This window comes from Methylobacterium sp. Leaf104 (assembly GCF_001422885.1).
Lineage (GTDB): Bacteria > Pseudomonadota > Alphaproteobacteria > Rhizobiales > Beijerinckiaceae > Methylobacterium.
This window is the reverse complement of the sequence record NZ_LMMZ01000034.1, coordinates 321,489-346,183: the sequence shown is the minus strand read 5'-3', so window position 1 is coordinate 346,183 and position 24,695 is coordinate 321,489. Positions and strand designations below refer to the sequence as shown.

General features: G+C 69.5%; 23 protein-coding genes and 1 pseudogene. 14 read left to right on the top strand and 10 right to left on the bottom strand.

Going from position 1 to position 24,695, the window contains the following annotated elements; all coding sequences use genetic code 11:
• Positions 1-112 precede the first annotated feature (112 nt).
• Genes ASF49_RS16870 through ASF49_RS16850 form a run of 5 tightly spaced genes read left to right on the top strand, consistent with a single transcriptional unit; the run spans position 113 to position 5,688 of the window.
• Positions 113-1,156: a PhoH family protein gene (locus ASF49_RS16870; RefSeq protein ID WP_431739902.1), complete on the top strand. Its 1,044-nt coding sequence runs from the start codon at positions 113-115 to the stop codon at positions 1,154-1,156.
• Entirely contained in the window at positions 1,153-1,668 is a 516-nt protein-coding gene (gene ybeY / locus ASF49_RS16865; RefSeq protein ID WP_056475379.1) for an rRNA maturation RNase YbeY, read from the top strand. Before ASF49_RS16870 ends, ybeY begins: the two co-directional genes overlap by 4 nt.
• Positions 1,669-1,716: 48 nt before the next feature.
• Positions 1,717-2,829 (top strand): hemolysin family protein, encoded by a 1,113-nt coding sequence (locus ASF49_RS16860; RefSeq protein ID WP_056475376.1) that lies wholly within the window; start codon positions 1,717-1,719, stop codon positions 2,827-2,829.
• Positions 2,830-2,839: 10 nt separating this feature from the next.
• The gene (gene lnt, locus ASF49_RS16855) at positions 2,840-4,516 is read left to right on the top strand and encodes an apolipoprotein N-acyltransferase (RefSeq protein ID WP_056475372.1); all 1,677 of its coding nucleotides are present in this window, start codon (positions 2,840-2,842) and stop codon (positions 4,514-4,516) included.
• Entirely contained in the window at positions 4,513-5,688 is a 1,176-nt protein-coding gene (locus ASF49_RS16850; protein WP_243214588.1) for an MFS transporter, read from the top strand. The genes lnt and ASF49_RS16850 overlap by 4 nt, the downstream gene beginning before the upstream one ends.
• A 152-nt stretch (positions 5,689-5,840) precedes the next feature.
• On the opposite strand, the gene ASF49_RS16845 is transcribed toward ASF49_RS16850, so the two are convergent.
• Entirely contained in the window at positions 5,841-7,910 is a 2,070-nt protein-coding gene (locus tag ASF49_RS16845) for a protein meaA (RefSeq protein ID WP_056475368.1), read from the bottom strand.
• Between the two features lie 564 nt (positions 7,911-8,474).
• Between ASF49_RS16845 and ccrA the strand changes: the two genes are divergently transcribed.
• Complete coding sequence (gene ccrA, locus ASF49_RS16840; RefSeq protein WP_056475365.1) at positions 8,475-9,752, top strand: crotonyl-CoA carboxylase/reductase; 1,278 nt, start codon at positions 8,475-8,477, stop codon at positions 9,750-9,752.
• Between the two features lie 28 nt (positions 9,753-9,780).
• Here the strand turns inward: ccrA and ASF49_RS24270 are convergent, their stop codons facing one another.
• A complete protein-coding gene (locus tag ASF49_RS24270; protein ID WP_181017318.1) occupies positions 9,781-9,948 on the bottom strand; it encodes a hypothetical protein in 168 nt (55 codons plus the stop codon).
• 175 nt (positions 9,949-10,123) lie between these two features.
• On the opposite strand from ASF49_RS24270, the gene leuD reads away from it, so the two are divergent.
• From leuD to ASF49_RS16825, 4 genes and pseudogenes are all read left to right on the top strand, one after another.
• On the top strand, positions 10,124-10,726 hold the full coding sequence (gene leuD / locus ASF49_RS16835) for a 3-isopropylmalate dehydratase small subunit (protein WP_056475361.1): 603 nt from the start codon (positions 10,124-10,126) through the stop codon (positions 10,724-10,726).
• A 206-nt stretch (positions 10,727-10,932) separates the two neighbouring features.
• Positions 10,933-12,138 carry a lytic murein transglycosylase gene (locus ASF49_RS16830; RefSeq protein WP_056475595.1) on the top strand — a complete coding sequence of 402 codons (1,206 nt, stop codon included), beginning with the start codon at positions 10,933-10,935 and terminating at the stop codon, positions 12,136-12,138.
• A gap of 19 nt (positions 12,139-12,157) precedes the next feature.
• Positions 12,158-12,247 (top strand): annotated as a pseudogene (locus ASF49_RS24580) (RidA family protein); the annotation flags it as partial.
• Positions 12,248-12,261: 14 nt separating this feature from the next.
• On the top strand, positions 12,262-13,185 hold the full coding sequence (locus ASF49_RS16825) for an NAD-dependent epimerase/dehydratase family protein (RefSeq protein WP_056475358.1): 924 nt from the start codon (positions 12,262-12,264) through the stop codon (positions 13,183-13,185).
• Positions 13,186-13,247: 62 nt separating this feature from the next.
• On the opposite strand, the gene ASF49_RS16820 is transcribed toward ASF49_RS16825, so the two are convergent.
• From ASF49_RS16820 to ASF49_RS16810, 3 genes are all read right to left on the bottom strand, one after another.
• Entirely contained in the window at positions 13,248-13,595 is a 348-nt protein-coding gene (locus tag ASF49_RS16820; protein ID WP_243214586.1) for a PepSY domain-containing protein, read from the bottom strand.
• Positions 13,596-13,706: 111 nt separating this feature from the next.
• Entirely contained in the window at positions 13,707-14,549 is an 843-nt protein-coding gene (locus ASF49_RS16815; RefSeq protein WP_056475352.1) for a DUF1206 domain-containing protein, read from the bottom strand.
• A 24-nt stretch (positions 14,550-14,573) separates the two neighbouring features.
• Positions 14,574-14,918, bottom strand: coding sequence for a hypothetical protein (locus ASF49_RS16810; RefSeq protein ID WP_056475350.1), 345 nt, complete (start codon positions 14,916-14,918; stop codon positions 14,574-14,576).
• 657 nt (positions 14,919-15,575) lie between these two features.
• Between ASF49_RS16810 and ASF49_RS16805 the strand changes: the two genes are divergently transcribed.
• On the top strand, positions 15,576-16,628 hold the full coding sequence (locus ASF49_RS16805; protein ID WP_335338470.1) for a glycosyltransferase family 2 protein: 1,053 nt from the start codon (positions 15,576-15,578) through the stop codon (positions 16,626-16,628).
• Between the two features lie 97 nt (positions 16,629-16,725).
• Here the strand turns inward: ASF49_RS16805 and ASF49_RS16800 are convergent, their stop codons facing one another.
• On the bottom strand, positions 16,726-18,171 hold the full coding sequence (locus ASF49_RS16800) for a homospermidine synthase (RefSeq protein WP_056475342.1): 1,446 nt from the start codon (positions 18,169-18,171) through the stop codon (positions 16,726-16,728).
• Positions 18,172-18,503: 332 nt separating this feature from the next.
• On the opposite strand from ASF49_RS16800, the gene ASF49_RS24265 reads away from it, so the two are divergent.
• Entirely contained in the window at positions 18,504-18,680 is a 177-nt protein-coding gene (locus tag ASF49_RS24265) for a hypothetical protein (RefSeq protein WP_200930074.1), read from the top strand.
• A gap of 24 nt (positions 18,681-18,704) precedes the next feature.
• Here the strand turns inward: ASF49_RS24265 and ASF49_RS16795 are convergent, their stop codons facing one another.
• Positions 18,705-19,277: a GNAT family N-acetyltransferase gene (locus ASF49_RS16795; protein WP_056475340.1), complete on the bottom strand. Its 573-nt coding sequence runs from the start codon at positions 19,275-19,277 to the stop codon at positions 18,705-18,707.
• A gap of 148 nt (positions 19,278-19,425) precedes the next feature.
• Positions 19,426-20,592, bottom strand: a complete 1,167-nt coding sequence (locus ASF49_RS16790) for a type III PLP-dependent enzyme (protein ID WP_056475337.1) — start codon at positions 20,590-20,592, stop codon at positions 19,426-19,428.
• Between the two features lie 674 nt (positions 20,593-21,266).
• Between ASF49_RS16790 and ASF49_RS16785 the strand changes: the two genes are divergently transcribed.
• Both ASF49_RS16785 and ASF49_RS16780 read left to right on the top strand, forming a co-directional pair.
• On the top strand, positions 21,267-22,841 hold the full coding sequence (locus ASF49_RS16785) for a glucan biosynthesis protein G (RefSeq protein ID WP_056475334.1): 1,575 nt from the start codon (positions 21,267-21,269) through the stop codon (positions 22,839-22,841).
• Entirely contained in the window at positions 22,838-23,332 is a 495-nt protein-coding gene (locus tag ASF49_RS16780; protein ID WP_056475331.1) for a GNAT family N-acetyltransferase, read from the top strand. The genes ASF49_RS16785 and ASF49_RS16780 overlap by 4 nt, the downstream gene beginning before the upstream one ends.
• A 67-nt stretch (positions 23,333-23,399) precedes the next feature.
• Here ASF49_RS16780 and ASF49_RS16775 read toward each other — a convergent pair whose 3' ends face one another.
• Positions 23,400-23,639: a hypothetical protein gene (locus tag ASF49_RS16775; protein ID WP_056475593.1), complete on the bottom strand. Its 240-nt coding sequence runs from the start codon at positions 23,637-23,639 to the stop codon at positions 23,400-23,402.
• Positions 23,640-23,780: 141 nt separating this feature from the next.
• Entirely contained in the window at positions 23,781-24,659 is an 879-nt protein-coding gene (locus ASF49_RS16770) for an SDR family oxidoreductase (protein WP_056475328.1), read from the bottom strand.
• Between the last annotated feature and the right edge of the window lie 36 nt (positions 24,660-24,695).

The window sequence follows — 24,695 nt, the reverse complement described above, 5'->3', positions numbered from 1 at the left end:
CGGAGCGATCGGCGGCGAATCCCTGTATCGAACGAAGGACAACGGCGTGCCAGGATCTGAAGGGGCGGGGGGACGCGGTGGCGCGCTGCGCGGGCGCGGCCCGGCGGCGCGGATCGGGGGACTGGTCGAGACCGAGGAAGTCTCCCTGACCTTCGACGACAATCGCCTCGCGAGCCTCGTCTTCGGCCAGTACGACCAGAACGTCGCCCATATCGAGCGGCGCCTCGCCGTGACTGCCACCGCACTCGGCAACCACCTCGTGGTCAAGGGCAGCGTCGAGGCGGCCGAGAAGGCCCGCAAGGTGTTCGAGCGGCTCTACGCCCGGGTCAAGGCGAGCGGGCTGCCTCTGACCCTCGGCGACGTCGACGGGGCGATCCACGAGACGACGCAGCAGGGCAACCTCTTCCCGGCCGCGGAGGTCAGCGCCGAGCCCGACCGACCGGTGTTCGACCAGCTCGCCACCCGCAAGCGCGGTGCGGTGCGCGCCCGCAACGCGGCGCAGGATGCCTACATCAGAGCCTTGCGGAGCCAGGAACTCGTCTTCGCCGAGGGGCCGGCCGGCACCGGCAAGACCTGGCTGGCCGTCGGCTATGCCGTCTCCCTCCTGGAGCAGGGCCATGTCGAGCGCCTGATCCTGTCGCGCCCCGCCGTCGAGGCCGGCGAGCGCCTCGGCTTCCTGCCCGGCGACATGCGCGACAAGGTCGATCCCTACCTGCGGCCGATCTACGACGCCCTCTACGACTTCATGGAGGCGCGCCACGTCGACCGGGGCCTGCAGACGGGCGTGATCGAGATCGCGCCCCTGGCCTTCATGCGCGGGCGCACCCTCACCAACGCCGTGGTGCTCCTCGACGAGGCGCAGAACACCACCTCGATGCAGATGAAGATGTTCCTCACCCGCCTCGGCGAGAATTCCCGCATGATCATCACCGGCGATCCGAGCCAGATCGATCTGCCGCCGGGCCAGAAATCCGGCCTCGTCGAGGCGGTGCGCGTCCTCGACGGCGTCGAGGGCATCGGCCGCATCACCTTCCGCGACGTCGACGTGGTGCGCCACGACCTCGTCCGCCGCATCGTCACCGCCTACGAGGCCGCGTCCCACGGGGAGGGCGATGCCGACCGCAACGCGGTCTCGCGCCGGAGGCCGCTGTCGTGAGCGCGGTCGCCACCTTCGAGGCGGAGATCGACGTGGCGATCGAGGACCTACGCTGGGAGCAGGTCGCGCCGGACCTCGAGGCCTTCGTGATTCGCGCCGTGGAGGCCGGCCTCGCCGTGGCCCCCGAGCCTCCGGATGGAGCCGTCGAGATCAGCATCCTGCTCGCGACCGACGCGGTGGTGCAGGCGCTCAACCGGACATGGCGTGGCAAGGACAAGCCCACCAACGTGCTGTCCTTCCCCGCGCCGGCGCAACCCCCCCATGCGGGCATGCCGGTGCCTCTCGGCGACGTGGTTCTTGCGTATGACACGATGCTGCGCGAAAGTGCGGAGCAGTCGAAGCCGCTCAGCGACCATCTGGCCCACCTCCTCGTCCATGGCACCCTTCACCTGCTCGGTCAGGACCACGAGACCGGCGAGGCGGATGCCGACGCGATGGAAGCCCTCGAGGTGGCGGCTCTCCGCACCCTCGGCGTTCCCGATCCTTACGCGGCAGAACCCTCGGCCGAGTGAGCGCCACTTTGGGCGGCCATCCTGCCCGACCTCCCAGATCAGAGAGACATGACAAACGATCGAAGTCGCGGCGCGGCCCAGGCCGCGCCCAGTTCCGGCGACGGTGAGAGCCAGGCCCGCGAGCCCTGGTACGACCGCCTCCTGCACGTCTTCCACCTGCGTCCCCGCGATTCGCTGCGCGACGACATCGAGGACGCGCTGGCAGAGCCCGACACCGGCGAGAACGCGTTCTCGCCCCTCGAACGCGCCATGCTCAAGAACGTCCTCGGCCTGCACAAGGTGCGGGTCGACGACGTGATGATCCCCCGGGCCGACATCGTCGCGGTGTCGATGGAGACCAGCCTCGGCGACCTCCTGAAGCTGTTCCGCACGGCCGGGCACTCGCGCCTGCCTGTCTATGGCGAGACCCTCGACGACCCGCGCGGCATGGTCCACATCCGCGACTTCGTCGACCACATCGCCGCCCGGGCCGAGGCCGGCGGCCGCCGCACGCCCCCCGCGACGCCCACCACCGAGGGCGAGGCGGCTCCGGTGCTGCCACCCCGGGCGCGACGGGGCACACGAGCCCTGCGCACCCTCAACCTCGCCAATGTCGACCTCTCGGCCACGCTGGCGGCCACCCGCATCCAGCGCCCCGTGCTGTTCGTGCCGCCCTCGATGCCGGCCATCGACCTCCTCGTCCGGATGCAGGCGACGCGGACCCACATGGCCCTCGTCATCGACGAGTACGGCGGCACCGACGGCCTCATCTCCATCGAGGACCTGATCGAGATGGTGGTGGGCGACATCGAGGACGAGCACGATGTCGCCGAGGGGCACCTCGTCCAGCGGGTCGACGGCGAGGGCGACGTCTTCGTCGCCGATGCCCGCGCGGGCCTCGCCGAGGTCTCGGCGGCCAGCGGGGTCGACCTCGTGGCGGCGGTCGGCGAGATGGCCGAGGAAATCGACACCATCGGCGGCCTCATCGTCACCCTCGCGGGGCGGGTTCCCTCGCGCGGAGAGCTAATCAGCGGACCCGGCGATCTCGAATTCGAAGTGCTCGACGCCGATCCGCGCCGGGTGAAGCGCCTGCGCCTCCAGCGCGGCGACGCGCGCATCACCGCCGTGGTGCCGCTGGCCCTGCCGGCCCCGAAGCCCGCGCCCGAATCGCCCATCCCGTGACGGAGCCGGCATGACCTCGATCCCCGCGGACCGCGCCGGGCGCGGTCCGGCGACGGGACCGCTCACCATCCTGGCCCAGTGGGTCATGCTGACCGCAGGCTGGCGCCGCCTCGCCGTCGCCGCGGCTTCCGGCGCGGCCGGCGCCCTCGCCATGCCGCCCTTCGGGCTCTTCCCCGCCCTCGTGGTGTCCCTAAGCGTCGCCGTCTGGCTGGTGGACGGAGCCGCCACGGGGCGCCGGGCCACCCGCGGCGCGGTGCTCGCCAGCGCGCTGATCGGCTGGGCCTGGGGCTTCGGCTACCTCACCGCGGGCCTGTGGTGGCTCGGCTCGGCGTTCCTCGTGGAAGCCAAGGAATTCCTCTGGGCGCTGCCCCTCGGCGTCGTCGGCCTGCCGGCGGTGCTCGCCCTGTTCTACGCCTTCGGCTTCGCCGTCGCCCGCCTGCTCTGGTCGCGGGGGGCGCTGCGCATCGTCAGCCTGGCCCTCGGCCTCTCCGCCTGCGAGTGGATGCGCGGGCACCTCTTCACCGGATTTCCCTGGAATACCCTGGGCATGGGGCTGGGCCAGAACCTCTGGCTGATGCAGGGCGCGTCCGTGGTCGGCCTCTACGGCCTGACGTTCCTGGCGATCCTGGTCGCGGCGGCCCCCGCGACCCTGGCGGTCGCCGACACCTGGCGCGGACGCTTCGTCCCCCTTGCCCTCGCCGCCCTCGCCCTCGCGGGGCTCGCCGGATTCGGCGCCCTGCGGGTCCCGGCCGCGGCCGATCCCGTCGTCGCGGGCGTACGCCTGCGCCTGGTCCAGCCGAACCTCAACCAGGACGCCAAGTTCCGGCCGGAGAACCGGCAGGACATCCTCGACCGCTACCTCGAGCTCAGCGACCGCGCCGCCGCTCCCGACCGCACCGGCATCGCCGACGTCAGCCACGTGATCTGGCCGGAATCCGCCTTCCCGTTCCTGATCCAGCGCGACCCGGAGGCCCTGGCCCGCATCGCCGCCGCCTTTCCGCCCGGCAAGCAACTCATCACCGGCGCGGCCCGGGCCGAGGTGCCGGTGGGCGACGAGCGGCCGCGCTTCTTCAACAGCATCCTCACGATCTCGGCCGGACCGAAGCTCGGCGACATCTACGACAAGGTCCATCTCGTGCCCTTCGGCGAGTACCTGCCGGGCCCCCTCGACGCGACCCTGCGAGCCCTGCGCATCCGCCAGTTCGTCTCGATTCCGGGCGGCTTCACGGCGGGCGACCGCGCGACCCAGCGGATCATGACCGTGCCGGGCCTGCCGCCGGTGGCGGCGACGATCTGCTACGAGGCGATCTTCCCGGGCGCGATCGTGCCCGGCGCGACGCCGAACGGCCCGGCACCGGTGCCGGGGCTGATTCTCAACCTCACCAACGACGCCTGGTTCGGCGATACGCCGGGGCCGCGACAGCACCTCGCCCAGGCGCGCCTGCGCGCCGTGGAGGAGGGGCTTCCCCTGGTGCGCGACGCCAATACCGGCATCTCGGCCGTGATCGACGCCCATGGCCGGATCACCGCCAGCCTGCCGCTGGGCGTCGAGGGCGTCCTCGATGCCGCCCTGCCGGCACGCCTCGCCGGGCGGACGGTCTATGCCAGCCTCGGCGATCTGCCCTTCGCCCTGATCTGGGTCGGCGCCTTCCTCACCACCCTGATGGCACGGCGGCGCAGCGCGTGAAGAGCACCCCGCCGGCCACGGTCCGGCCGATCCTCCTGGGCCTCGGCATCATGCTGGTCGCCTTCAACATGCGCCCGGCCCTGACCACGGTCGGCCCGCTGCTGGAGCGCATCCGCGGGGAGACGGCGCTGACCGCCGCCGGGGCGGCACTGCTCACCACTCTGCCGGTGCTCTGCATCGGCCTCGCCTGCACCCTCGGACCCTGGGTGATGCGCCGCCTCGGCGCCGATCGCGGCGTCCTCGTCGCCGTGGCGATCGTCGCCCTCGGCTCCGGCCTGAGGGGCCTCGGCGGCCTGGAGCCGCTCTTCGTGGGCGCCTGCCTGGCCGCCCTCGGGATCGGGCTCTCGGGGGTGCTGCTGCCGGGCCTGGTCAAGCGCGACTTTCCCGGCCAGACCGGCTTCGTCACCGGCCTCTACACGATGGTGCTCTGCCTCGGCGCCGCGGCCGGGGCGGGCCTGTCGGTGCCGCTCGCCGACGGCCTCGGCGGCTGGCCCGCGGCGCTCGCCCTCTGGGCCGTGCCCGCCCTCCTGGCGACCCTCGCCTGGGCTCCCTTCGCGCGGGCGCCCGATGCCGGCCAGGGGGCGGCGGGGCGCATCTCCCTGTGGCGCGACCGCCTGGCCTGGCAGGTCACGGGCTTCATGGGCCTGCAATCGTCGTTGGCCTACATCATGTTCGGCTGGCTGCCCCTGGTGCTGCACGACCGGGGGCTCAGCGCCGTCGAGGCCGGGTTCGTGTCGTCGCTGATGAGCATCGGGCAGGCCCCGGCGGCGCTGCTGGTGCCGTCCTTCGCGGCCCGGGTCCGCGACCAGCGCGGCTTCGCGGCAGGCCTGCTCGGCCTCTGCACCCTGGCGCTGGTGGCCCTGGTCTACGGTCCGCTCGCCTGGGCGCTCCCGGTCGGCATGCTGCTGGGTGCCGGCCTCGGCGGCCTGTTCGGGCTCGGCCTGACCATCATCGTCCTGCGGGCCCGCGATCCCGTCGCCGCCGGCAGCCTCGCGGCCATGTCCCAGAGCGTCGGCTACACGGTGGCGTCCCTCGGGCCCCTGAGCTTCGGGCTGGCGCACGACCTGACCGGCACCTGGGGCGCCTCGACGGCCCTGTTCTGCGCCATCGCGGCCTGCGCGTTCCTGTGCAGCCTGGGCGCCGGGCGTGACCGCTACGTCGGCAAGGCCTGAGCACGCTGGGGCCGGCGGCTCCTGATCCGACCGAAGCAGCGAAGAACGCCCCGACGGCCCACGCTTCGCCTTGGGTCCAACGGATCCCGGAGCCGGCACGGGATCCGTTGGACGAAGGGCAGGGCGGTGCCGACCCCAAGCCGGCGGCGCCCTCAGAACACCTTCTCGGTGGGCTCGCCGCGCGGGGTCGCCCCGGCGATGCCGGCCTTGGCGTCGGCCTGCTCGGCGGCGCGCTTGTCGAGGGCGCGCTCCACCACCTTGGCGATGCCGACCATGATGGTGTCGAGGACATAGTCCTTCGGCGTGTAGACCGCCGTGACGCCCATGTTCTTGAGCACGAGCTCGTCGTCCGGGGAGATGATGCCCCCGACCACGAGCGGAATGTGGTCGAGACCGGCCTCGCGCATCTTCGCCCGGACGTCGCGCACCAGCGGCACGTGACTGCCGGAGAGGATCGACAGGCCGACCACATGGGCGCCGGTCGCCTTGGCCTTGGCGACGATCTCGGCCGGGGTCTGGCGGATGCCGTCATAGGTCACGTCGAAACCGACGTCGCGGGCGCGCAGGGCGATCTGCTCAGCGCCGTTCGAGTGGCCGTCGAGGCCCGGCTTGCCGACCACGAGCTTCGGGGTCTCGCCGAGGCGCTCGCCGAGATCGGCGATGAGGAGCTTGGCATCCTGCGCCGCGCCCGAGGAGATCGTCTCCAGGGTGACGCCGGTGGGCGCGCGGTACTCGCCGAAGACCTGGCGCAGGCGCCCGCCCCACTCGCCAGTGGTCACGCCGGCCTTCGCCGCCGCGATGGAGACCGGCATGATGTTGGCGCCGGAGCGCGCCGCGGCCTCGAGCTCGTCCAGGGCCTTCTCCACGGCCTGACCGTCCCGCTTGGAGCGCCACTCGCGGATGCGCTGCTCGGCTTCCATCTCCACGGTCTCGGAGACGGTGAAGATCGCCCCCTCGCCGGCGGTGAGCGGGGAGGGCTCGCCGGTCTGGAACTTGTTGACGCCGACCACGACCTGATCGCCGGCTTCGATGGCCGAGATGCGCTTGGCGTTGGATTCCACGAGCGCACGCTTGAGGGCGCCGGTCTCCACCGCCGCCACGGCGCCGCCGATGCCCCCGATCTCCTCCAGGGCCTTGCGGGTCTCGGCCTTCAACGCCTCGACCTTGGCGTCGATGACCTTCGAGCCGTCGAAGATGTCGTCGTATTCGAGGAGATCCGTCTCGAAGGCGAGGATCTGCTGCATGCGCATCGACCATTGCTGGTCCCATGGCCGCGGCAGGCCGAGCGCCTCGTTCCAGGCCGGCAACTGCACCGCACGGGCGCGGGCACGCTTCGACAGGGTCACGGCGAGCATCTCGATGAGGATGCGGTGGACGTTGTTCTCGGGTTGCTGCTCCGTCAGTCCGAGGCTGTTCACCTGAACACCGTAGCGGAAGATGCGCTTCTTCGGGTCGGTGATGCCGTAGCGCTCCTGGGCGATCTCGTCCCAGAGCTCCGAGAATGCCCGCATCTTGCAGATCTCGGTGACGAATCGCATGCCGGCATTCACGAAGAACGAGATCCGGCTGAACACGTCGGCGAAGCTCGCCTCGTCGAAGTCCGGATCGTCGCGCACGGTATCCAGCACCGCGATGGCGATGGCCAGTGCGTAGGACAGCTCCTGCACCGGCGTCGCCCCGGCCTCCTGCAGGTGGTAGGAACAGACGTTCATCGGGTTCCACTTTGGCACTTCCTTGGTCGTGAACAGGATCACGTCCTTGGTCAGGCGAAGGGAGGGCGCGGGCGGGAACACGTAGGTGCCGCGCGAGAGGTATTCCTTGATGATGTCGTTCTGGGTGGTGCCCTGCAGGCCCGCGAAGGGCGCACCCTGCTCCTCGGCCACCGCGAGATAGAGCGACAGCAGCCACGGCGCCGTGGCGTTGATCGTCATCGAGGTGTTCATCTGCTGGAGCGGGATCTGGTCGAACAGGGTCCGCATGTCGCCCAGATGCGCGATCGAGACGCCGACCTTGCCGACCTCGCCGCGGGCGAGTTCGTGGTCGGGATCGTAGCCGGTCTGGGTCGGCAGGTCGAAGGCCACCGAGAGACCGGTCTGCCCCTTGGCCAGGTTGCCGCGGTAGAGGGCGTTCGACTCTTTGGCATTGGAGTGGCCCGCATAGGTGCGGATGATCCACGGCTTGTCGCGCTTCGTCGTCTCCGCGACCACTGCCTGTCCGCTCATCCCGGAACTCCCCCTCAAGACTGAATTTGATGTGATCTCAAATTGCATTTGACTGCGGTCGACCACTTGCCGCGCACCCTAGCGAAGCGCATTCGCCGCGTCATCAGCACGAAGGAACATCCTGCGCGCGGCCGCCCCGACGGTCTTCGCGGGACCGAAGGAGCTCACGGAAACGTGCCGTGCGCGCGCCGGCGAGTGCGCGATGCCGGCAGCTTGTGGACAAGATCGGTCCCCCGGCGAAGGCCTTCCATCCCGCCATCCCGGATCGGGTGCTTGGACATTGGTACAAGGCGGACGCCGATCTGCACGGCGGCGTGACCGATGGTCCCCTCTCGGAAGGAGCCGTTCCGCAGCCGGCCGACTTCGTCGGCTCACGCTTCTAAAGGCCCGCAGCACCACGATAATATTGAATACACAAGAGCGCCGTTTCAGCCGGTGCCTTCTTCTTGTGGGCCGTAACCTTTCTTGCGGGCAGACAAAAAGATTCTTGGCCGTTCGGGGTCTTGGAGGGCTCCCGGTTCGCCGATATAGCGGGCAGCACAAGAAGTAACGGGGAGAGCCGAGATGGCCGCGACAGCTGCGTCGAGCACGACTGAGATCAAGGACCTGTACGAGATGGGCGAGGTCCCGCCCCTCGGTCACGTGCCGGCGACGATGTATGCCTGGGCGATCCGGCGCGAGCGGCACGGACCGCCGGAACAGTCGCACCAGCTCGAGGTTCTGCCGGTCTGGGAGATCGGCGACGACGAGGTGCTGGTCTACGTCATGGCCGCCGGCGTGAACTACAACGGCGTCTGGGCCGGCCTCGGGGAGCCGATCTCGCCCTTCGACGTGCACAAGGGCGAGTACCACATCGCGGGCTCGGACGCCTCCGGCATCGTCTGGAAGGTCGGCGCCAAGGTGAAGCGCTGGAAGGTCGGCGACGAGGTCATCGTCCACTGCAACCGCGATGACGGCGACGACGAGGAGTGCAACGGCGGCGACCCGATGTTCTCGCCCTCGCAGCGGATCTGGGGCTACGAGACCGGCGACGGCTCCTTCGCCCAGTTCTGCCGGGTGCAGTCGCGCCAGCTCATGGTCCGCCCGAAGCACCTGACCTGGGAGGAGGCGGCCTGCTACACGCTGACCCTCGCAACCGCCTACCGCATGCTGTTCGGCCACGCGCCGCACACCGTTCGCCCGGGCCAGAACGTCCTCGTCTGGGGCGCGTCGGGCGGACTCGGCGTGTTCGCGGTGCAGCTCTGCGCGGCCTCGGGCGCCAACGCCATCGCGGTGATCTCCGATGACACCAAGCGCGACTACGTCATGAGTCTGGGCGCCAAGGGCGTGATCAACCGCAAGGAGTTCGACTGCTGGGGCCAGCTGCCGAAGGTCAACAGCCCCGAGTACAACACCTGGCTCAAGGAAGCCCGCAAGTTCGGCAAGGCGATCTGGGACATCACCGGCAAGGGCAACGACGTCGACATCGTGTTCGAGCACCCGGGCGAGTCGACCTTCCCGGTCTCGACGCTGGTGGCCAAGCGCGGTGGCATGATCGTGTTCTGTGCCGGCACCACCGGCTTCAACATCACCTTCGACGCCCGCTACGTCTGGATGCGCCAGAAGCGCATCCAGGGCTCGCACTTCGCCCACCTGAAGCAGGCGTCGGCCGCCAACCAGTTCGTCCTCGACCAGCGCATCGACCCGTGCATGAGCGAGGTCTTCCCCTGGGATAAGATTCCCCAGGCCCACACCAAGATGTGGAAGAACCAGCACGCCCCCGGCAACATGGCCTGCCTCGTCAACGCCCCGCGCGCCGGCCTGCGCACGGTGGAGGACGTGATAGAGGCCGGGAAGCTCTAAGCCTCCCGAGCGGTCATCGGCGACACGATCACCTGCCCTTCTCCGAGGGCAGGTGCTTCGCGTATTCCTCGCGTTCCTCCTTCTGCTTGATGAGGTCCGCGTAGGCTTGGCGCATCTCGGGCGACACCGTCACCGAGCGGGCCTTCTCCTTCTTGCGCTTGGGCGCTTTCTTGAACTGGTTCGTGGTCTCGGCCATCCCTGTCCCCATCCGTCCGTTCGCGTGAGCATAGGCGGGATGCGCGACGATCGCGAGACGCGAGGGGCCGGCTTCCGGCGCGTTGCGCGGGCTGATAGACCGATGTCCAAGCGGCCGGCCTCTCCTCCGATCGGGAGGCCGGCCCGCACGGCGTTCACGGATCACGGCGACCATCATGGACAAGTTCACCACTCTGGAGGGCGTCGCGGCGCCCATGCGGATCATCAACGTCGACACCGACCGGATCATCCCGAAGCAATATCTCAAGACCATCAAGCGCACCGGCCTCGGCAAGGGCCTGTTCTCCGAGATGCGCTACCGCGACGACGGTTCCGAGAACCCGGACTTCGTCCTCAACAAGCCGGCCTACCGCAATGCCAAGATCCTCGTCGTCGGCGACAATTTCGGCTGCGGGTCGTCGCGCGAGCACGCGCCCTGGGCGCTGACCGATTTCGGCATCCGCTGCGTCATTTCCACGAGCTTCGCCGACATCTTCTTCAACAACTGCGCCAAGAACGGCATCCTGGCGATCACGGTCTCGCCCGAGGATCTGGAGAAGCTGTTCGAGGATGCCGAGCGCGGCTCCAACGCGACCCTCTCGGTGGACCTCGAGGCCCAGACCATCAAGGGACCGGATGGCGGCACCCTGCACTTCGACATCGATCCCGGCCGCAAGGAGAGCCTCCTCAACGGCCTCGACGAGATCGGCCTGACCCTGAAGCGCGCCCCGGCCATCGACGCATACGAGCAGAAGCTCGCGGCGCGCGGCTTCGCCTGAAGGCCTCCTGAGGCGACGGGAGCCGTACCCATCGTTTCAGGACGCGGAAACGTCCCTCTCCCGCAGAGAGGGAGGCGCGGGCGGTACCGCGATGTATCGGGCGACACCCCACGCAACGAATCCGTACCGGCCTCAACCGTTCGTTAACCCTGGTATCGCCTGAATTCGCGCTCACATTCCCTGCGAACGCATTGGCGGAGATCACCATGGCATTCGGCCGATCGGGTCAAACGGCGACCCTCTCCCTCGGAGCGGCCGCGGTCCTCCTCGCGATCACTGCCCCGGCCCGCGCCGACTTCCAGGATTGCCTGGCCAGCCTGCAATCCCAGGCCGCTGCGCAGGGCATCTCGGCCCAGACCTTCCGGGCGGCCACGGCCGGCATCACCTACGACGAGAAGGTGCTCGAGCTCAGCCAGGCCCAGCCCGAGTTCAAGACGCCGATCTGGGACTACATGGCCGCCCTCGTGGACGAGGAGCGCGTCGACGACGGCAAGGCCGCCATGCGCCAGCACGCGCAGGCGCTCGCCAATGCCGAGGCCCGTTACGGCGTCGACCGGCACACCATCGCGGCCGTCTGGGGCGTGGAATCGAACTTCGGCAAGAATCTCGGCAAGATGCCGCTCGTGCAATCCTTCGCCACGCTGATCTGCGCCAATCATCGCCGGAAGGACTTCTTCAAGGGCGAACTGATGGCCACCCTGAAGATCATCGAGCGCGGCGACATCGATCCCTCGCGCCTCAACGGCTCCTGGGCCGGCGCCTTCGGGCAGACCCAGTTCATGCCCACCACCTACCAGCGCCTAGCCGTCGACGGCGACGGCGACGGGCGCCGCGACCTGGTCGATTCGGTCCCGGACGCCGTGGCCTCCACGGCGAACTTCCTGCGGGTCGCCAAGTGGAACAACGGCCAGCCCTGGGGCTACGAGGTGAAGGTGCCGCGCGGCTTCAACACCGGCGCAGCAGGTCGCAAGAACAAGAAGGCGATCGCCCACTGGGCCTCCCTCGGGGTGACCCGCATCGACGGCCGCCCGCTCTCGGGCGAGGGCCCGGCGGGCATCCTGCTGCCGGCCGGCATCGACGGGCCGGCTTTCCTGGTGACGAAGAACTTCGACGCGCTCTACTCCTACAACGCCGCCGAATCCTACGGTCTGGCCATCGCGGTGCTGTCCGACCGGCTGCGCGGGCGCGGCGGCATCCAGGCCGCCTGGCCGACCGACGATCCGCCGCTGTCGCGGGCCGAGCGCCGCGACCTGCAGGCCCGCCTGACCAAGCGCGGCTTCGATGTCGGCGAGCCCGACGGCAAGGTCGGTTCCAAGACCCGCGACGCCATCAAGGAGGTTGAGCGCAGTCTCGGCATGCCGGCCACCGGCCGCCCCGGGGCCAAGGTCTTGGAAGCACTTCGGCGCGGATGAGCGCACGGCGCCTGATCGGCTCCGGCTCGCCGCCACGCTCGTGATCGTCGCCGGGTTGCTGCGCCCGGAGATGAAGGTCGAGATCGAGGTCACGGCGCTGCGGCCATAGGGAGGGCTCGACCAATGGGCGGACCGCTGATCGCACTCACCGGTGCCACGGGCTTCATCGGGCGGCACCTGCTGCAGAGCCTGTCGCGGCGCGGCTTCCGGGTGCGCGTCCTGCTTCGGCGGCCGATCGAGGTTCCGGATGGTGCGAGCAGCGCCGTCGTCGGGGACCTGACCCGGCCGATGAACATGGCGGCTGCCCTGGCCGGGGTCGATGCGGTCGTGCATTCCGCAGGCCTGTCACCGACGATGTCCGGCAGGCCGGAGGACGATTTCCGGTCGTCGAACACTGAGGCGACCCTGCGCCTCGCCGAGGCCGCGGTCCGGGCGCGCGTGCAGCGCTTCGTCTTCCTGTCCTCGATCCGAGCCCAGACCGGGATCTCGGCACCCGGCATCGTCACGGAGGCGGATTCGCCGGCACCGACCGAGGCCTATGGCCGCTCGAAGCTCGCCGCCGAGACGGCCCTGGCCGGGACCGGCCTCGACTGGGTCGCTCTCCGGCCTGTGCTGGTCTACGGAGCCGGCGTGAAGGGCAACGTCGCGACGCTCCTGCAACTCGCCCGATCGGCCGCCCCGCTGCCCTTCGCGAGTCTCGACGCCCGACGCTCCCTCGTCTCGGTGGAGTCGCTGGCGGAGGCGGTCGCCGTGGCGCTGGAGGCGCCCGGGCCGCTTCGTCGCCCGATGATCGTGGCCGAACCCGATGCGCTGACTTTGGGTGAGATGGTCGCCGCGCTGCGGTCCGGCCTCGGGCGCAGGGCCGGCCTGCTGCCCGCACCCGTCGCCCTCCTCGGCCTCGCCTGCCGGCTCGCGGGGCAGGAGGCGGCCTATGCCCGTCTCTCCACGAGCCTCGTCGCCCGTGCCGACGCGCTGCCGGCCCTCGGATGGGTGCCGGGCGGCACGGCCCGGGACGGGCTGGAACGCTTCGCCCGGGCCCAGGCATGACGAAGGCCCGGCGCTGAACGCCGGGCCTCGGTCACCTCGGAGCCCTGACGGGCACCCGGATGTCAGCGCCGCACGTCGATCACGTCGCCGGAGCGGCTGTCGAGGACGACCGTGATGTCGTCGCCGCGCCGGTCCGAGCCGCGAACGATCATGCGCGGACCACGCCGATCGACACCGTCGACATCGACGAGACCTTCGCGGCGGGCGATGCGGGTTGCCTCGCCCCGGCTCAACTCGCTGCGCGGCGGGCCGCGGTCGTCGTAGCCGCGCCGGTAGCCGGGATCGACCTGGACGCCGCCGGGTCCGATCGAGATCCCCTGCGCGAAGGCCGGCGCAGTGGCGAGGCCGAGGGCTATGATGCCGCCGGCCAGGATTTTCGTGTGCATGATGGCGCGGGTACGAATTGGCATGGTGTCTTCCCCCCTCCTGTCGGGTTCGCAGTCGGCGGCCGACCACCGCCGCTTCGAATCCCTGGATTCGGGCCTCAATCGACAGGGGTCCGCTTTTGTTCCTCTACGGCGTCAATGCACCGCGCGGATCGCTGCCGCGACCGCGTCGTCGGTCTGGTCGATGTCGGGCGCGTCGATGTGGCGGAAGCGCGCCTGGATCAGGCCGAAGGCGCCGAAGGCGAAGTGGCCCGCCGCCACGATGGCGAGAAGTACCCAGCCATAGGGCTGCGTGCGCAGGGCCGCGAAGGCACCGGCGAGGCCCTTCACCTCGGACGAGGCCTGATACCAAGCCGCGGCGATGAAGAAGCCGCCGATGATGAGGAAGGCGATGCCTCGGGCGGCGTAGCCGAACTGGCCGACGGGCTTGGCCCAGCGGCAATGCGCGGCATCGAGTTTCAGGCGGTCGGTGACGTCACCCTTGAACGCCTTGACCAGGAAAGCGACGCCGCCGCCCATCACACCGAGGCCGATCAGGCCGACCAGCCAAAGGCCGAAGGGTTTGCCCAGGAGCCAGGCCGTCCAATCCTGGGCCGCATCGCCGCCCTTGCGCCCGAGCCCGAGCGCGAGGCTGGCGGCGGTGATGGCGAGGCCGGTATAGATCACGGCGCTGAGAAGATGGGCGAGACGGACGACCGTGCCCTTCAGCGACGTGCCGCGCCGGTCGGCGTCCGTGACGCTCTCAATGAAGCGCCAGACGGCGAATCCCAGGAGGCCGAGCGCGATCAGGCCGACGAGGACAACGCCGAACGGCCCGTTCAGGACCCAGCGGAGCGCGCTCTCGCTGTCGCCGGCACGACCACCTCGCCCGATGGCCGCCAGCACCGCGAGTCCGCCGACGATGCAGTAGACGATTCCGCGGGCGCCGTAGCCGAAGCGGGCCACGCGCTCGATCGTGTTGTGTCCGAGGTTGAGCAAGGCGTTTCCCGAGGTCCGGCGTCGTTATCCGTCGGTGGAACGCGCAGCCTTGCCGGATAGTGCCACGTAGAATCCGAGACCATCGCCGGCCGGCAATGTCTGGAGACGGTCGACCAGGCCCTTCCGCTTGGCATCGAGGAGCAGGCGCCCGATCGGCTGGAACAGCGTCTCGCCGCCGCCCTCCGGCGGTGGGGCCAGGCGGATCGCCACCGTCTTGCCCTTCCCGAAGCGGCTGCGTTCCAGCATGTCCGCCAGGGACGCTTCCGCCGTCGGGCGATTGGTCTCGCGCAGGTCGAGGACCGATTCCGCATCGGTGACCCCGAGCGAACCGCGCAGCTTGTTGGCGTAGAAGTCTTCGAAGTGAGGCACCGGGCGGCTCAGTCCTGGCTGGAGACGAAGGTGGGAACGCGAGGCGACAGCACGACGCCATCGTAGACGCCAGCGATCCTCGCAGACAACGCCGGTTCCGCGTGATCGCGTGGATCTCACCCTTTTGCGGCCGGACACCTCGCTTCGTCCGCGTCGCGCGGTCGGATCGCAATGCGCGCCGCATCCTGGCAGATCAGCATGATCGTCCGCGGGCGGCAATGCCCATGGGGTACCTTCGCTCGGGTGGCGCCGCGCGGACGGCCGATCGCGCGCCCCGACTCGGGACGGTTTCCCACCGGAAGCGATGCGCATCGGCTCACCGGCACCAGCCGGCTGCCCGTCGGCGAGACGAGGGGGGGGCGAGCCGGCCCGGTCTCGCTGAGCGAACGACTCCGCCGCAGACGCCGCCTGCAGGGGGCCAGCTTCGCGTCCGAACCGATCGGTGCTCGCTGATGCGGTCGGCGGCGAAGGCAAGTCCGGCGCGCCATCGGAACCGCATCGTACACCGCAAAAACCGACCGGATCGCCTCCTTTGGTCCCTGTGCGATCCGCCGCACCACCATTCGATACCTATCCTTTGGCCATCTCGACTCTGCGTTGCAGGACGCCAGATGATTGTTTTCCTGGATCGACCACGGAGTGGATCGCGATGAGTGGATGCCGCTTCGGTGCCATGCCGCATGGAAGCCAACAGACATGCCAGTGATTTCAATCTGCATCCCCACCTACAATCGGGCGGGCATGCTGGCAGAACTTCTCGACAGCATCATCGCGCAGGGGATGGAGGATCAGATCGAAGTCGTCGTGAGCGACGACGCCTCACCTGACGACACCGTCGCGATGGCCGAACGTTATCGCGGCCGGATCAAGAATTTTGTCCTGATCGCTCAGCCGACCAATCTGGGCCTGGACGCCAACTTCCTGGCCGTCGTCGCGGCCGCGACGGGCGACTACGTCTGGCTGATGGGCGACGACGACAGGCTCGAACCGGGCGGCCTTGCGCGTGTGGTCGGCGCGATCCGGCGCTGGCCCGGCGTATCGGGCCTGACCTTGGGGGTGATCGATTACGACGTGACACTGCGGCACCCGACCGGCGTCCGCCATACACCGCCCACCCAGTTGATCTCGGATGCTGCGACGTTGTTCGCGACGATCGGCGATCTGCTCGGATTCATGTCCGCGCTCGTGATCGATCGCGCGAAATGGAACGCGGTCGCTTCCGATCCCCGTATCGCGGATTTCAAGAACTACTACGTTCAGGTCTACATCATCGGCCGCGTCTTCGAACGCTTCGGGCGATGGGGGGTGGTGCAGGAACCCTGTGTCGGCTTCCGTTCGGACAACGATCAGTTCAAGACCAAGTTCGGCTGGCTGGATCGGCTGAAGATCGATGTCGCGGGCTACGACCAGATCGCCTTCGCGCTGTTCGCCCACGAGCCCGAGGCACGCACGGCCTTCCGCCGTCGGATCTTCGACTCGCACGTGATGGCACGGTTGAACAACGCCAAGATGAGTTCCGTCCGGGCAGCGGCGTCGATCAGCGCGATCCGGTACCTGTACCGGCCTTATCGCACCATGCCGCGCTACTGGACTCGCGCCGTGCCGACGCTCCTGGCACCGCGATGGTCGATCCGCATCGCGCGGGTTGCCTACCAGCGCCTGTCACGAAATTCGGGGGCCGCGCGCGCCCGAAGACTCGCGAAGGCGTAGCCGTGGCGCGTACGGGACCCGCCGTGAAGGACCACCGGCGCCCGCCCCGGGGCGCCGATGATTTCCCGCGCGCTGGACCTGACCGGGCCGGCCGGGCTCAGCCGTGCACGAGCACGTTGCGGAACTGCCAGGGATCGCTGGTGTCGATGTCCTCGGGGAACAGGCCCGGGCGGCCGGACAGCGGCGTCCAGTCGGTGTAGACGCCGATGACGGGGCCGAGATACGGGGTCTGCACCTCGAGACAGCGGCGGAAATCCATCTCGTCGGCCTCGACGATGCCGGCTTCCGGGTTCTCCAGCGCCCAGACCATGCCGGCGAGCACGGCCGAGGTCACCTGCAGGCCGGTGGCGTTCTGGTAGGGGGCGATGCGGCGGGTCTCCTCGATGGAGAGCTGCGAGCCGTACCAGTAGGCGTTCTTGGCGTGGCCGTAGAGGAGGACGCCGAGCTCGTCGATGCCGTCCACGATCTCGGTCTCGTCGAGGATGTGGATCGTCTCCTGGACCTTGCCGCCATTGCCGAACATCTCGTGCAGCGAGAGCACCGCGTCGTTGGCGGGGTGGTAGGCGTAGTGGCAGGTCGGCCGATAGGCGGCGCGCTCGCCCTCCAGCACCGTGTAGTAGTCGGAGATCGAGACGGCCTCGTTGTGGGTGACGAGGAACGCGTATTGCGACTGGGCCGTGGGGGTCCAGGAGCGCACGCGGGTGTCGGCGCCGGGCTGGAGCAGGTAGATCGCGCAGCGCGAGCCCTTCTCCTGCTCGCGGCCGTTCTCCGGCATCCAGGTCTCGTGGGTGCCCCAGCCGAGCTCGGCCGGCTGATTGCCCTCGGAGACGAAGCCTTCCACCGACCAGGTGTTGACGAACACGCCCATCGGCTTGGCCGACTTGGCGCGCTGTGTGTCGCGCTCGGCGATGTGCACGCCCTTGACGCCGACCTCGCGCATGAGCGCGGCCCAGCCGGCACGATCCTTCGGCTCGGGGGTCTTCAGGCCGAGATCACCGGCAACGTTCAGGAGCGCCTGCTTCACGAACCACGAGACCATGCCGGGATTGGCGCCGCAGCACGACACGGCGGTGGTGCCGCCGGGGCTGGCGGTGCGGGCGTCCAGGATGTCCTGGCGCAGGGCGTAGTTGGTGCGGTCGCCCTGGCTCTTGTTCTTGTCGAAGTAGAAGCCCGGCCACGGCTCCGCGACGGTGTCGATGTAGAAGGCGCCGAGCTCCCGGCAGAGCTCCATGATCGCCCGCGATGAGGTGTCGACCGAGAGGTTGACGCAGAAGCCCTGGCCGCCGCCTTCCGTGAGCAGTGGCGTCAGCACGTCGCGATAGTTCTCCTTGGTCAGCGCCACCTGCTCGAAGCGCAGGCCATGCTTGTCGGCCAGGGACTTGTGCGCGTCGGAGGGCTCGACGACCGTGAAGCGGGCCTTGTCATACTCGAAGTGCCGCTCGATCAGCGGGAGCGTGCCGCGCCCGATGGAGCCGAAGCCGATCATCACGATGGGGCCGGTGATGCGGCCGTGGACGGGCCAGGAGGGAGCGGCTTCGGTCATGGGCGTAACATCCTTCTCAAACGCGTATCGTGGTCATCGCACGGCGACCGCATGCCTTAGGCGCCGGAAATGACGAACAAGCGACGGGGTCAGTGACCTTTGCGGCCCCGTCGGTCAACCGCAGCTTCGCCTGCCGGGCATGCGCCAGGCGTTCTGCGCGTGGAACGAAGGTTTACGGAAGATTGAAGCTTTGCATGCCCTGCACGCAGGGCAACGTCCCGCTCCAGAGCGTTGCGAGGTGGACTCGCGATGGCGATATTGCGCTGCAACAGAACACGACAAGAGCGACCCCGAGAGGAAGCGTCCGTCACCTCACGCCACGGACTTCTGCCATGCTCGCATTCATCACCTCACGCATCGCCGCCCCGGTCGACGAGCCGATCGACCGCGATCCCGGCATCATCACCCTGGCCGCCTCGCTGTTCCGCGCCGTCAGCCGCCGCCACGATGCCGCCTTCCAGCGCCGCTGCGATCTCGCCGCCAAGGCGGACCATCACACCAACGTCTGAGCGGCGGCCGCGCCAGGCCGCCCGTCAGGCGACCCGTCGTCGGGACGCCGCGCCGGCCTCGCACAGCGCGTCCGAAACCATCGGAACGGGTGTCGGCTGATCCCAGGCACCGGCGGCCCGCAGGATACCGCGCGCTCCGGCGAGAGCACCCCGCCGCAGTTCCAGGCCGAGGAAGCGCTCGCGCTCGAACGGGCCGGGCATGAACAGCCCCTCGGTGAGCCCGGCCGAGAAGCCGAAGCGCGCATAATAGGGCGCGTCCCCCATCAGCAGCACCGCGCCGTGCCCGAGGTTCTCCGCCCGGCGCAGGGCCGCCCGCATCAGGATCGAGCCGAGGCCGAGGCCCTGGATCGACGGATCGACGGCCAGCGGCCCGAGCAGGAGGGCCGGGCGGCGCGGACCCGCCTCCACGTGCCAGAGACGGCAGGTGCCGACCACCTGGCCGTCCTGCTCGGCGGTGAGCGCCAGCCCCTCGGCCGGGAGCCGGCCCTCGCGCAGGCGCTCAGACGTCTTCAGGCGACGCGCCTCGCCGAGGCACGCGTCGAGGAGATGCTCGCGGGCGACGACGTCGCCGGTGACTTCATCACGAATCTGGACCAAGGCCGCACCCTTCCCGAACGTTGGGCAGGCGACGAGACGATCCGGCGGCCGGCATGAGCCGGACCGCACGGGGCGGGCATGTGGAGCATTCAGCGCTGGGCGCCCTCCTCGAGAGCGCCAGGCCTCCGTGTCATGACCTCGAAGAGGTTTAGATGACGTATTGCTGAAGGGGCGGGAAGCCGTTGAACGCCACCGCTGCATAGGTGGTGGTGTAGGCGCCGGCGCCCTCGATCAGCACCTTGTCGCCGATCGAAAGCGACACGGGCAGCGGGTATGGCACCCGCTCGTAGAGCACGTCGGCCGAATCGCAGGTCGGGCCGGCGAGCACGCAGGGGGCCATCCGGTCCTCGTCGCGCTCGGTGCGGATCGCGTAGCGGATCGACTCGTCCATGGTCTCGGCCAGACCACCGAACTTGCCGATGTCGAGGTAGACCCAGCGCACCTCGTCCTCGGCGTCGGACTTCCGCGACACCAGCACCACCTCGGCCTCGATCATGCCGGCATTGCCGACCATGCCGCGACCCGGCTCGATGATGGTTTCCGGCATGCGATTGCCGAAATGCTTGGTGAGCGCGCGGAAGATCGCGTCGCCGTAGGATTCCACGCCCGGCACCGCCTTGAGGTACCGGGTGGGGAATCCACCGCCGAGATTGACCATCTGAAGGCTGATGCCGCGCTGGGCGCACTCCTCGAAGATCATGGCGGCGGAGGCGAGGGCGCCGTCCCAGGCGTCGGTGTTGCCCTGCTGCGAGCCGACGTGGAACGAGACGCCGTAGGCGGTCAGGCCCTGGCGATAGGCATGCTCCAGCACGTCGACGGCCATTTCCGGCACGCAGCCGAACTTCCGCGAGAGCGGCCACTCGGCGCCGGCCCCGTCGCAGAGGATGCGGCAGAACACCTGGACGTCGGTCGCCTCGACCCCGGCCGCCTCGGCGGCGCGGGCGATCTTCTCGACCTCGGCCTCGCAGTCGACGGCGAACAGGCGCACGCCGAGCTTGAGCGCCCGGATGATGCAGCGCTCCTTCTTGATGGTGTTGCCGAAGGAGACGCGGTCGGCGGTGGCGCCGGCGGCGAGCGCCATCTCGACCTCGACCACGGAGGCCGTGTCGAAGCAGGAGCCCATCTCGGCGAGCAGGCGCAGCACTTCCGGCGCCGGGTTCGCCTTCACGGCGTAGAACACGCGGGTGTCGGGGAGCGCGCGCGCGAAGGCCGTATAGTTGTCGCGCACGACTTCGAGGTCGAGCACCATCACCGGGCCCTCGTCCTGGCCCATGTCGCGGCGTGCGCGCAGGAAATCGCGGATACGATCGGTCATGGTCGTTCCAACCCACAGGTTCGCGAGCGCCCTCGCGGGACGCGCTGTCGAATGTCAGGACGACAGGATGCCGTCCGGCGTCTGGGGACGCTGCGACGCGTCGCGCGGCGTGCTTTGGAGACACGACGTCGAACGCGGGCGCAGAGCACCCGGAAGCTGCCTTGGATTGGAAGGGAGACCCCACCGCACGCCGGGCAAAGAGAAACAAGCCTCTTCGGTGCCGGCCTTTGGAGGGCCGACGAGACCAAAAAAGCCCGTTCGTCGTTGCTTTAAGCTGCGTCCCCCGTGGAGAGCGGGGTTCGCCGGTTTCGCCTCCGGCTGCCGGTTGTTGTCGGGGTCCGGTGTCGCCACCTGGATGCCGGCCGGAGGGAATCCACCCTGTCGACCATCGATCCTTTAAGACCCCTGGCGGCTGTCCGGCAGTTGGCCGGATGCCCACCAACCGACACGCGGCCACAGGCACGTGCGAAATTGGGCAAGGCGCATATACGGTCAGGCTGTTCCAACGACAAGGGAAAACAGCGATTTTCCGTTCGATTTCCAGCGTGCTGCGCGGCCTGTTGCAGAAAGGCCGCGGACTCGGCGGCCGCGCCCGCGATGGGGCCTTCCCAAGCCGGTTCGGACGGGTCATCAAGCGCACGGTTTTCTCCGCAGACGCACCGGAACGCAGGACGATGTCAGAACCCAACCGGCGCCGTATCGTCCAGGGACTCGCCGCCACGACGCTGCTGGCGGCCACGGTCGACGCCCGCGCCCAGCGCCGCGACGGCCGGCCGGACACGCCCTTCGGCTTCGCGGACGTGGAGCGCCGGGCACAGGATCTCGCGAAGGTCGCCTACGACCCGCGCGTTCCGGCACTGCCGGCCCCGATCGCCAAGCTCGATTACGACGCCTGGCGCGACATCCGCTTCAAGCCGGACAAGGCCTTCCTCGGGGAGGGGAGCCTGTTCCGGCTCCAGCTCTTCCATCTCGGCTTCCTCTATACGCGCCCGGTGACGGTGAACCTCGTGCGCGGCGGGGTGGCGACGCCGATCGCTTACCAGTCGAGCCTCTACGACATGGGGCGGACGAAGCTCGACAAGGCCCTGCCGGTCGATCTCGGCTTCGCCGGCCTGCGCATTCACGCGCCGCTGAACAAGCCGAACCTGCTCGATGAACTGATCGTGTTCCTGGGGGCCAGCTACTACCGCTTCCTCGGGCGCGATCAGCTCTACGGACTCTCGGCCCGCGGCATCGCCGTCAACGTCGAGGGCCAGGGCGGACCGGAAGAGTTTCCGGTCTTCCGCGAGTTCTGGGTCGGCGTTCCGGAGAAGGCCGACGGCGCCCTGGTGATCCACGCGCTCCTCGACGGCCCCTCGCTCACCGGCGCCTATCAGTTCACGGTGACGCCGGGGGAGGAGACCAGCGTGGCGGTGCGGGCGACCCTGATCCCGCGGGTCGACCTCGCGACGGTAGGCCTTGCACCCCTGACCTCGATGTTCTTCATCGGCGAGAACGACCGCCGGCACGCCGACGACTACAGGCCGGAGCTGCACGATTCCGACGGGCTCCAGATGGCCGCGGGCAGCGGCGAGTGGCTGTGGCGGCCCCTGCACAACCCGCGCGACCGCCGCATCTCGTCCTTCGCCGACCACGACCCGAAGGGCTTCGGCCTGATGCAACGCGACCGGCATTTCGAGACCTACCAGGATCTCGAGGCGTCCTACGACCGCCGCCCGGGCTACTTCGTCGAGCCGGACGGCGCCTGGGGCGAGGGTGCCGTGATGCTGATGGAGCTGCCCACCGACACGGAGACCAACGACAACATCGTCGCCTGCTGGCGGCCGGCGAGCGCCTATCCGGCCGGTAGCCCCGTGACTCTGTCCTATCGGGTCCGCGCCGTGGGCGGCTCTGCGCTTCATCCCGGCGGACGGGTGGTCAATACCTTCAGCGTCGCCCCGGTGGCGAGCGGCACCGCCAAGTCCGAGGAGGCCAAGGGCGGCCTGACCCGGCGCTTTCTCGTGGATTTCGCCGGCGGCGACCTCGACTACTACCTCGTAGACCCGGGCCGTGTGGAGGTCGTGGCCAGCAGCTCGGCCGGCCACATCACCGCGACGTCGGTGGCGCCGAACCCGCACATCAAGGGCATCCGCGCCGCCCTCGACGTGACGCTGGAGGCACCGGGCCAGGCGACCGACCTGCGGCTCTTCCTGCGTGCGTCCGGGCGCGCACTTTCGGAGACCTGGATCTATCCCTGGACCGCACGGTGAGTGCGCCCTCGGTCAAGCCGGCCTCGGCGCCGCCGGTGGAGATCCGGCCCGCGACGCCGGCCGATCTCGATGCGCTGGTGGCGCTCGAACACGCCGCCTTCGTGGGCGACCGGGCCGAGCGGCGGGCGATCCGCCACGCGATCCGCTCTCCGAGCATGTCGCTCCTCGTGGCGATCACCCCCGATGAGGTGGGGCAGGCGACCCTCGTCGGCTCGGCGACCCTGGAGCGCCGGCGGGGCAGCCGCAACGCGCGCCTATCCTCCATCGCCGTCTCGCCGGCCCGGTCCGGGCTCGGCCTCGGCAGCCTCGTCCTCGATGCGGCCGAAGCGGATGCGCGGGCCCATGGCTGCATCCGCCTGCGTCTCGAGGTCCGCGCCGATAACGGCGCCGGCATCCGCCTCTACGAACGGCGGGGCTACACGCGCTTCGCCGTCATCCCCGACTACTATGAGGACGGGATGGAAGCCTGGCGCTACGTGAAGACGCTCTGACCAACGAAAAGCCCGCCCCGGCAGGACCGGAGCGGGCGTCGCAGGCATCCGAAAGCGGATGGCTGGTTCAGTCGCAGCTCTCCTTGGTGACCGTCTTGCGGTCGCCGAGCTCGTTCTCCTTGGTCACCGTCTTCGAGGAGCAACCGTCGCTGGATTCGCGGCGCTCGACCGTGCGGCTCTCGGTGGAGGGGCGATCGACGACGACGGTGTCCGGCGCATCGCGGCGGATCACCGTGGTCTCGGCCTGTACGGCCGAAGCGCCGAACAGCGTTGCCAGGGTTAAGGCGGCGATGATGGGGTTGCGCATGAACATCTCCCTTCAGGAAAATCTGCTGCCCCAACGGCGACCCGAGCGAAACCGTTCCGCTTCATCCTGTTCGAAACTTCCGAATCCTCCCGCACCCCAGGTTTCCGCGACTGGAAATGCTGCACCGGCTCCGCGAAGACCTCACTTGAGGACTCCGGCGATGACGGTCGCCAGGGGAGTCGTCGGCCGGCCGATCAGAATGCGCAGGTCGTGGCCGTCATCGAACAGGGCGCCGTCGGCGGCGCCCCTATCGGAATCCGCCAGGAGGCTCGCGACTCCGGCCGGGAGTCCCGTGCCGACGAGCGCCGCCCGGTATTCCGCGGGTGGCAGATCCTGGTAGCGGACGGGGCGGCCGGAGACGCGGGCGGCTTCGCTCGCGACGTCGGCGAGGGTGTAGGCCTCGTCCCCCGCCAGTTCGTAGATGCGCCCGACCGGCATGTCGGCGGTCAGCACGGCCGCCGCAGCCTCCGCGTAATCGGCGCGCGCCGCACCGGCGATCCGACCCGCGCCGGCGCTGCCGAGCATGATTCCGTGGGCGAGGGCCTGCGGCAGGGAGGCCGTGTGGTTCTCGGTGTACCAGCCGTTGCGCAGGATCACGGTCGGCATGCCGGATTGCGCCAGGATCGCCTCCGTGGCGCGATGCTCCTCGGCGAGGCCGAGGGGCGAGGTGTCCGCATGCAACAGGCTCGTATAGGCGATGAGCTCGACGCCGGCTTGGCCAGCGGCCTCGATGACGTTGCGATGCTGGGACACGCGCTGGCCGACCTCGCTGGAGGAAATCAGCAGCAGTCGGTCGATGCCGGCGAAGGCCTCCGCCAGGATTTCGGGGCGTGCGTAGTCGGCGGAGCGCACCTCGACACCCTGGGCGCGCAGATCCTGCGCCGCCGGTGCCTCGGTGTCGCGAACCCCGGCAACGATCCGCGCCGCCGGCATACGGCGAAGGAGCGCCGCGACGACGAGCCGCCCGAGTTGCCCGCTCGCGCCGGTGACGAAGAGTTTCGGGAACGTGGTCTCGGACATGTCTCGACCTCTCGTGGTTCTGAATCGACACAAGGT

What these genes read in the sequence shown, in the direction of transcription:
- ASF49_RS16790 (WP_056475337.1), bottom strand. Translation starts at nt 20,592, where the DNA reads ATGACCGATCGTATCCGCGATTTCCTGCGCGCACGCCGCGACATGGGC.
- ASF49_RS24265 (WP_200930074.1), top strand. Translation starts at nt 18,504, where the DNA reads ATGCTCGCATTCATCACCTCACGCATCGCCGCCCCGGTCGACGAGCCG.
- ASF49_RS16820 (WP_243214586.1), bottom strand. Translation starts at nt 13,595, where the DNA reads ATGCCAATTCGTACCCGCGCCATCATGCACACGAAAATCCTGGCCGGC.
- ASF49_RS16785 (WP_056475334.1), top strand. Translation starts at nt 21,267, where the DNA reads ATGTCAGAACCCAACCGGCGCCGTATCGTCCAGGGACTCGCCGCCACG.
- ccrA (WP_056475365.1), top strand. Translation starts at nt 8,475, where the DNA reads ATGGCCGCGACAGCTGCGTCGAGCACGACTGAGATCAAGGACCTGTAC.
- ASF49_RS16770 (WP_056475328.1), bottom strand. Translation starts at nt 24,659, where the DNA reads ATGTCCGAGACCACGTTCCCGAAACTCTTCGTCACCGGCGCGAGCGGG.
- ASF49_RS16830 (WP_056475595.1), top strand. Translation starts at nt 10,933, where the DNA reads ATGGCATTCGGCCGATCGGGTCAAACGGCGACCCTCTCCCTCGGAGCG.
- leuD (WP_056475361.1), top strand. Translation starts at nt 10,124, where the DNA reads ATGGACAAGTTCACCACTCTGGAGGGCGTCGCGGCGCCCATGCGGATC.
- ASF49_RS16800 (WP_056475342.1), bottom strand. Translation starts at nt 18,171, where the DNA reads ATGACCGAAGCCGCTCCCTCCTGGCCCGTCCACGGCCGCATCACCGGC.
- ASF49_RS16825 (WP_056475358.1), top strand. Translation starts at nt 12,262, where the DNA reads ATGGGCGGACCGCTGATCGCACTCACCGGTGCCACGGGCTTCATCGGG.
- ASF49_RS16805 (WP_335338470.1), top strand. Translation starts at nt 15,576, where the DNA reads ATGCCGCTTCGGTGCCATGCCGCATGGAAGCCAACAGACATGCCAGTG.
- ASF49_RS16775 (WP_056475593.1), bottom strand. Translation starts at nt 23,639, where the DNA reads ATGCGCAACCCCATCATCGCCGCCTTAACCCTGGCAACGCTGTTCGGC.
- ASF49_RS24270 (WP_181017318.1), bottom strand. Translation starts at nt 9,948, where the DNA reads ATGGCCGAGACCACGAACCAGTTCAAGAAAGCGCCCAAGCGCAAGAAG.
- ASF49_RS16845 (WP_056475368.1), bottom strand. Translation starts at nt 7,910, where the DNA reads ATGAGCGGACAGGCAGTGGTCGCGGAGACGACGAAGCGCGACAAGCCG.
- lnt (WP_056475372.1), top strand. Translation starts at nt 2,840, where the DNA reads ATGACCTCGATCCCCGCGGACCGCGCCGGGCGCGGTCCGGCGACGGGA.
- ASF49_RS16860 (WP_056475376.1), top strand. Translation starts at nt 1,717, where the DNA reads ATGACAAACGATCGAAGTCGCGGCGCGGCCCAGGCCGCGCCCAGTTCC.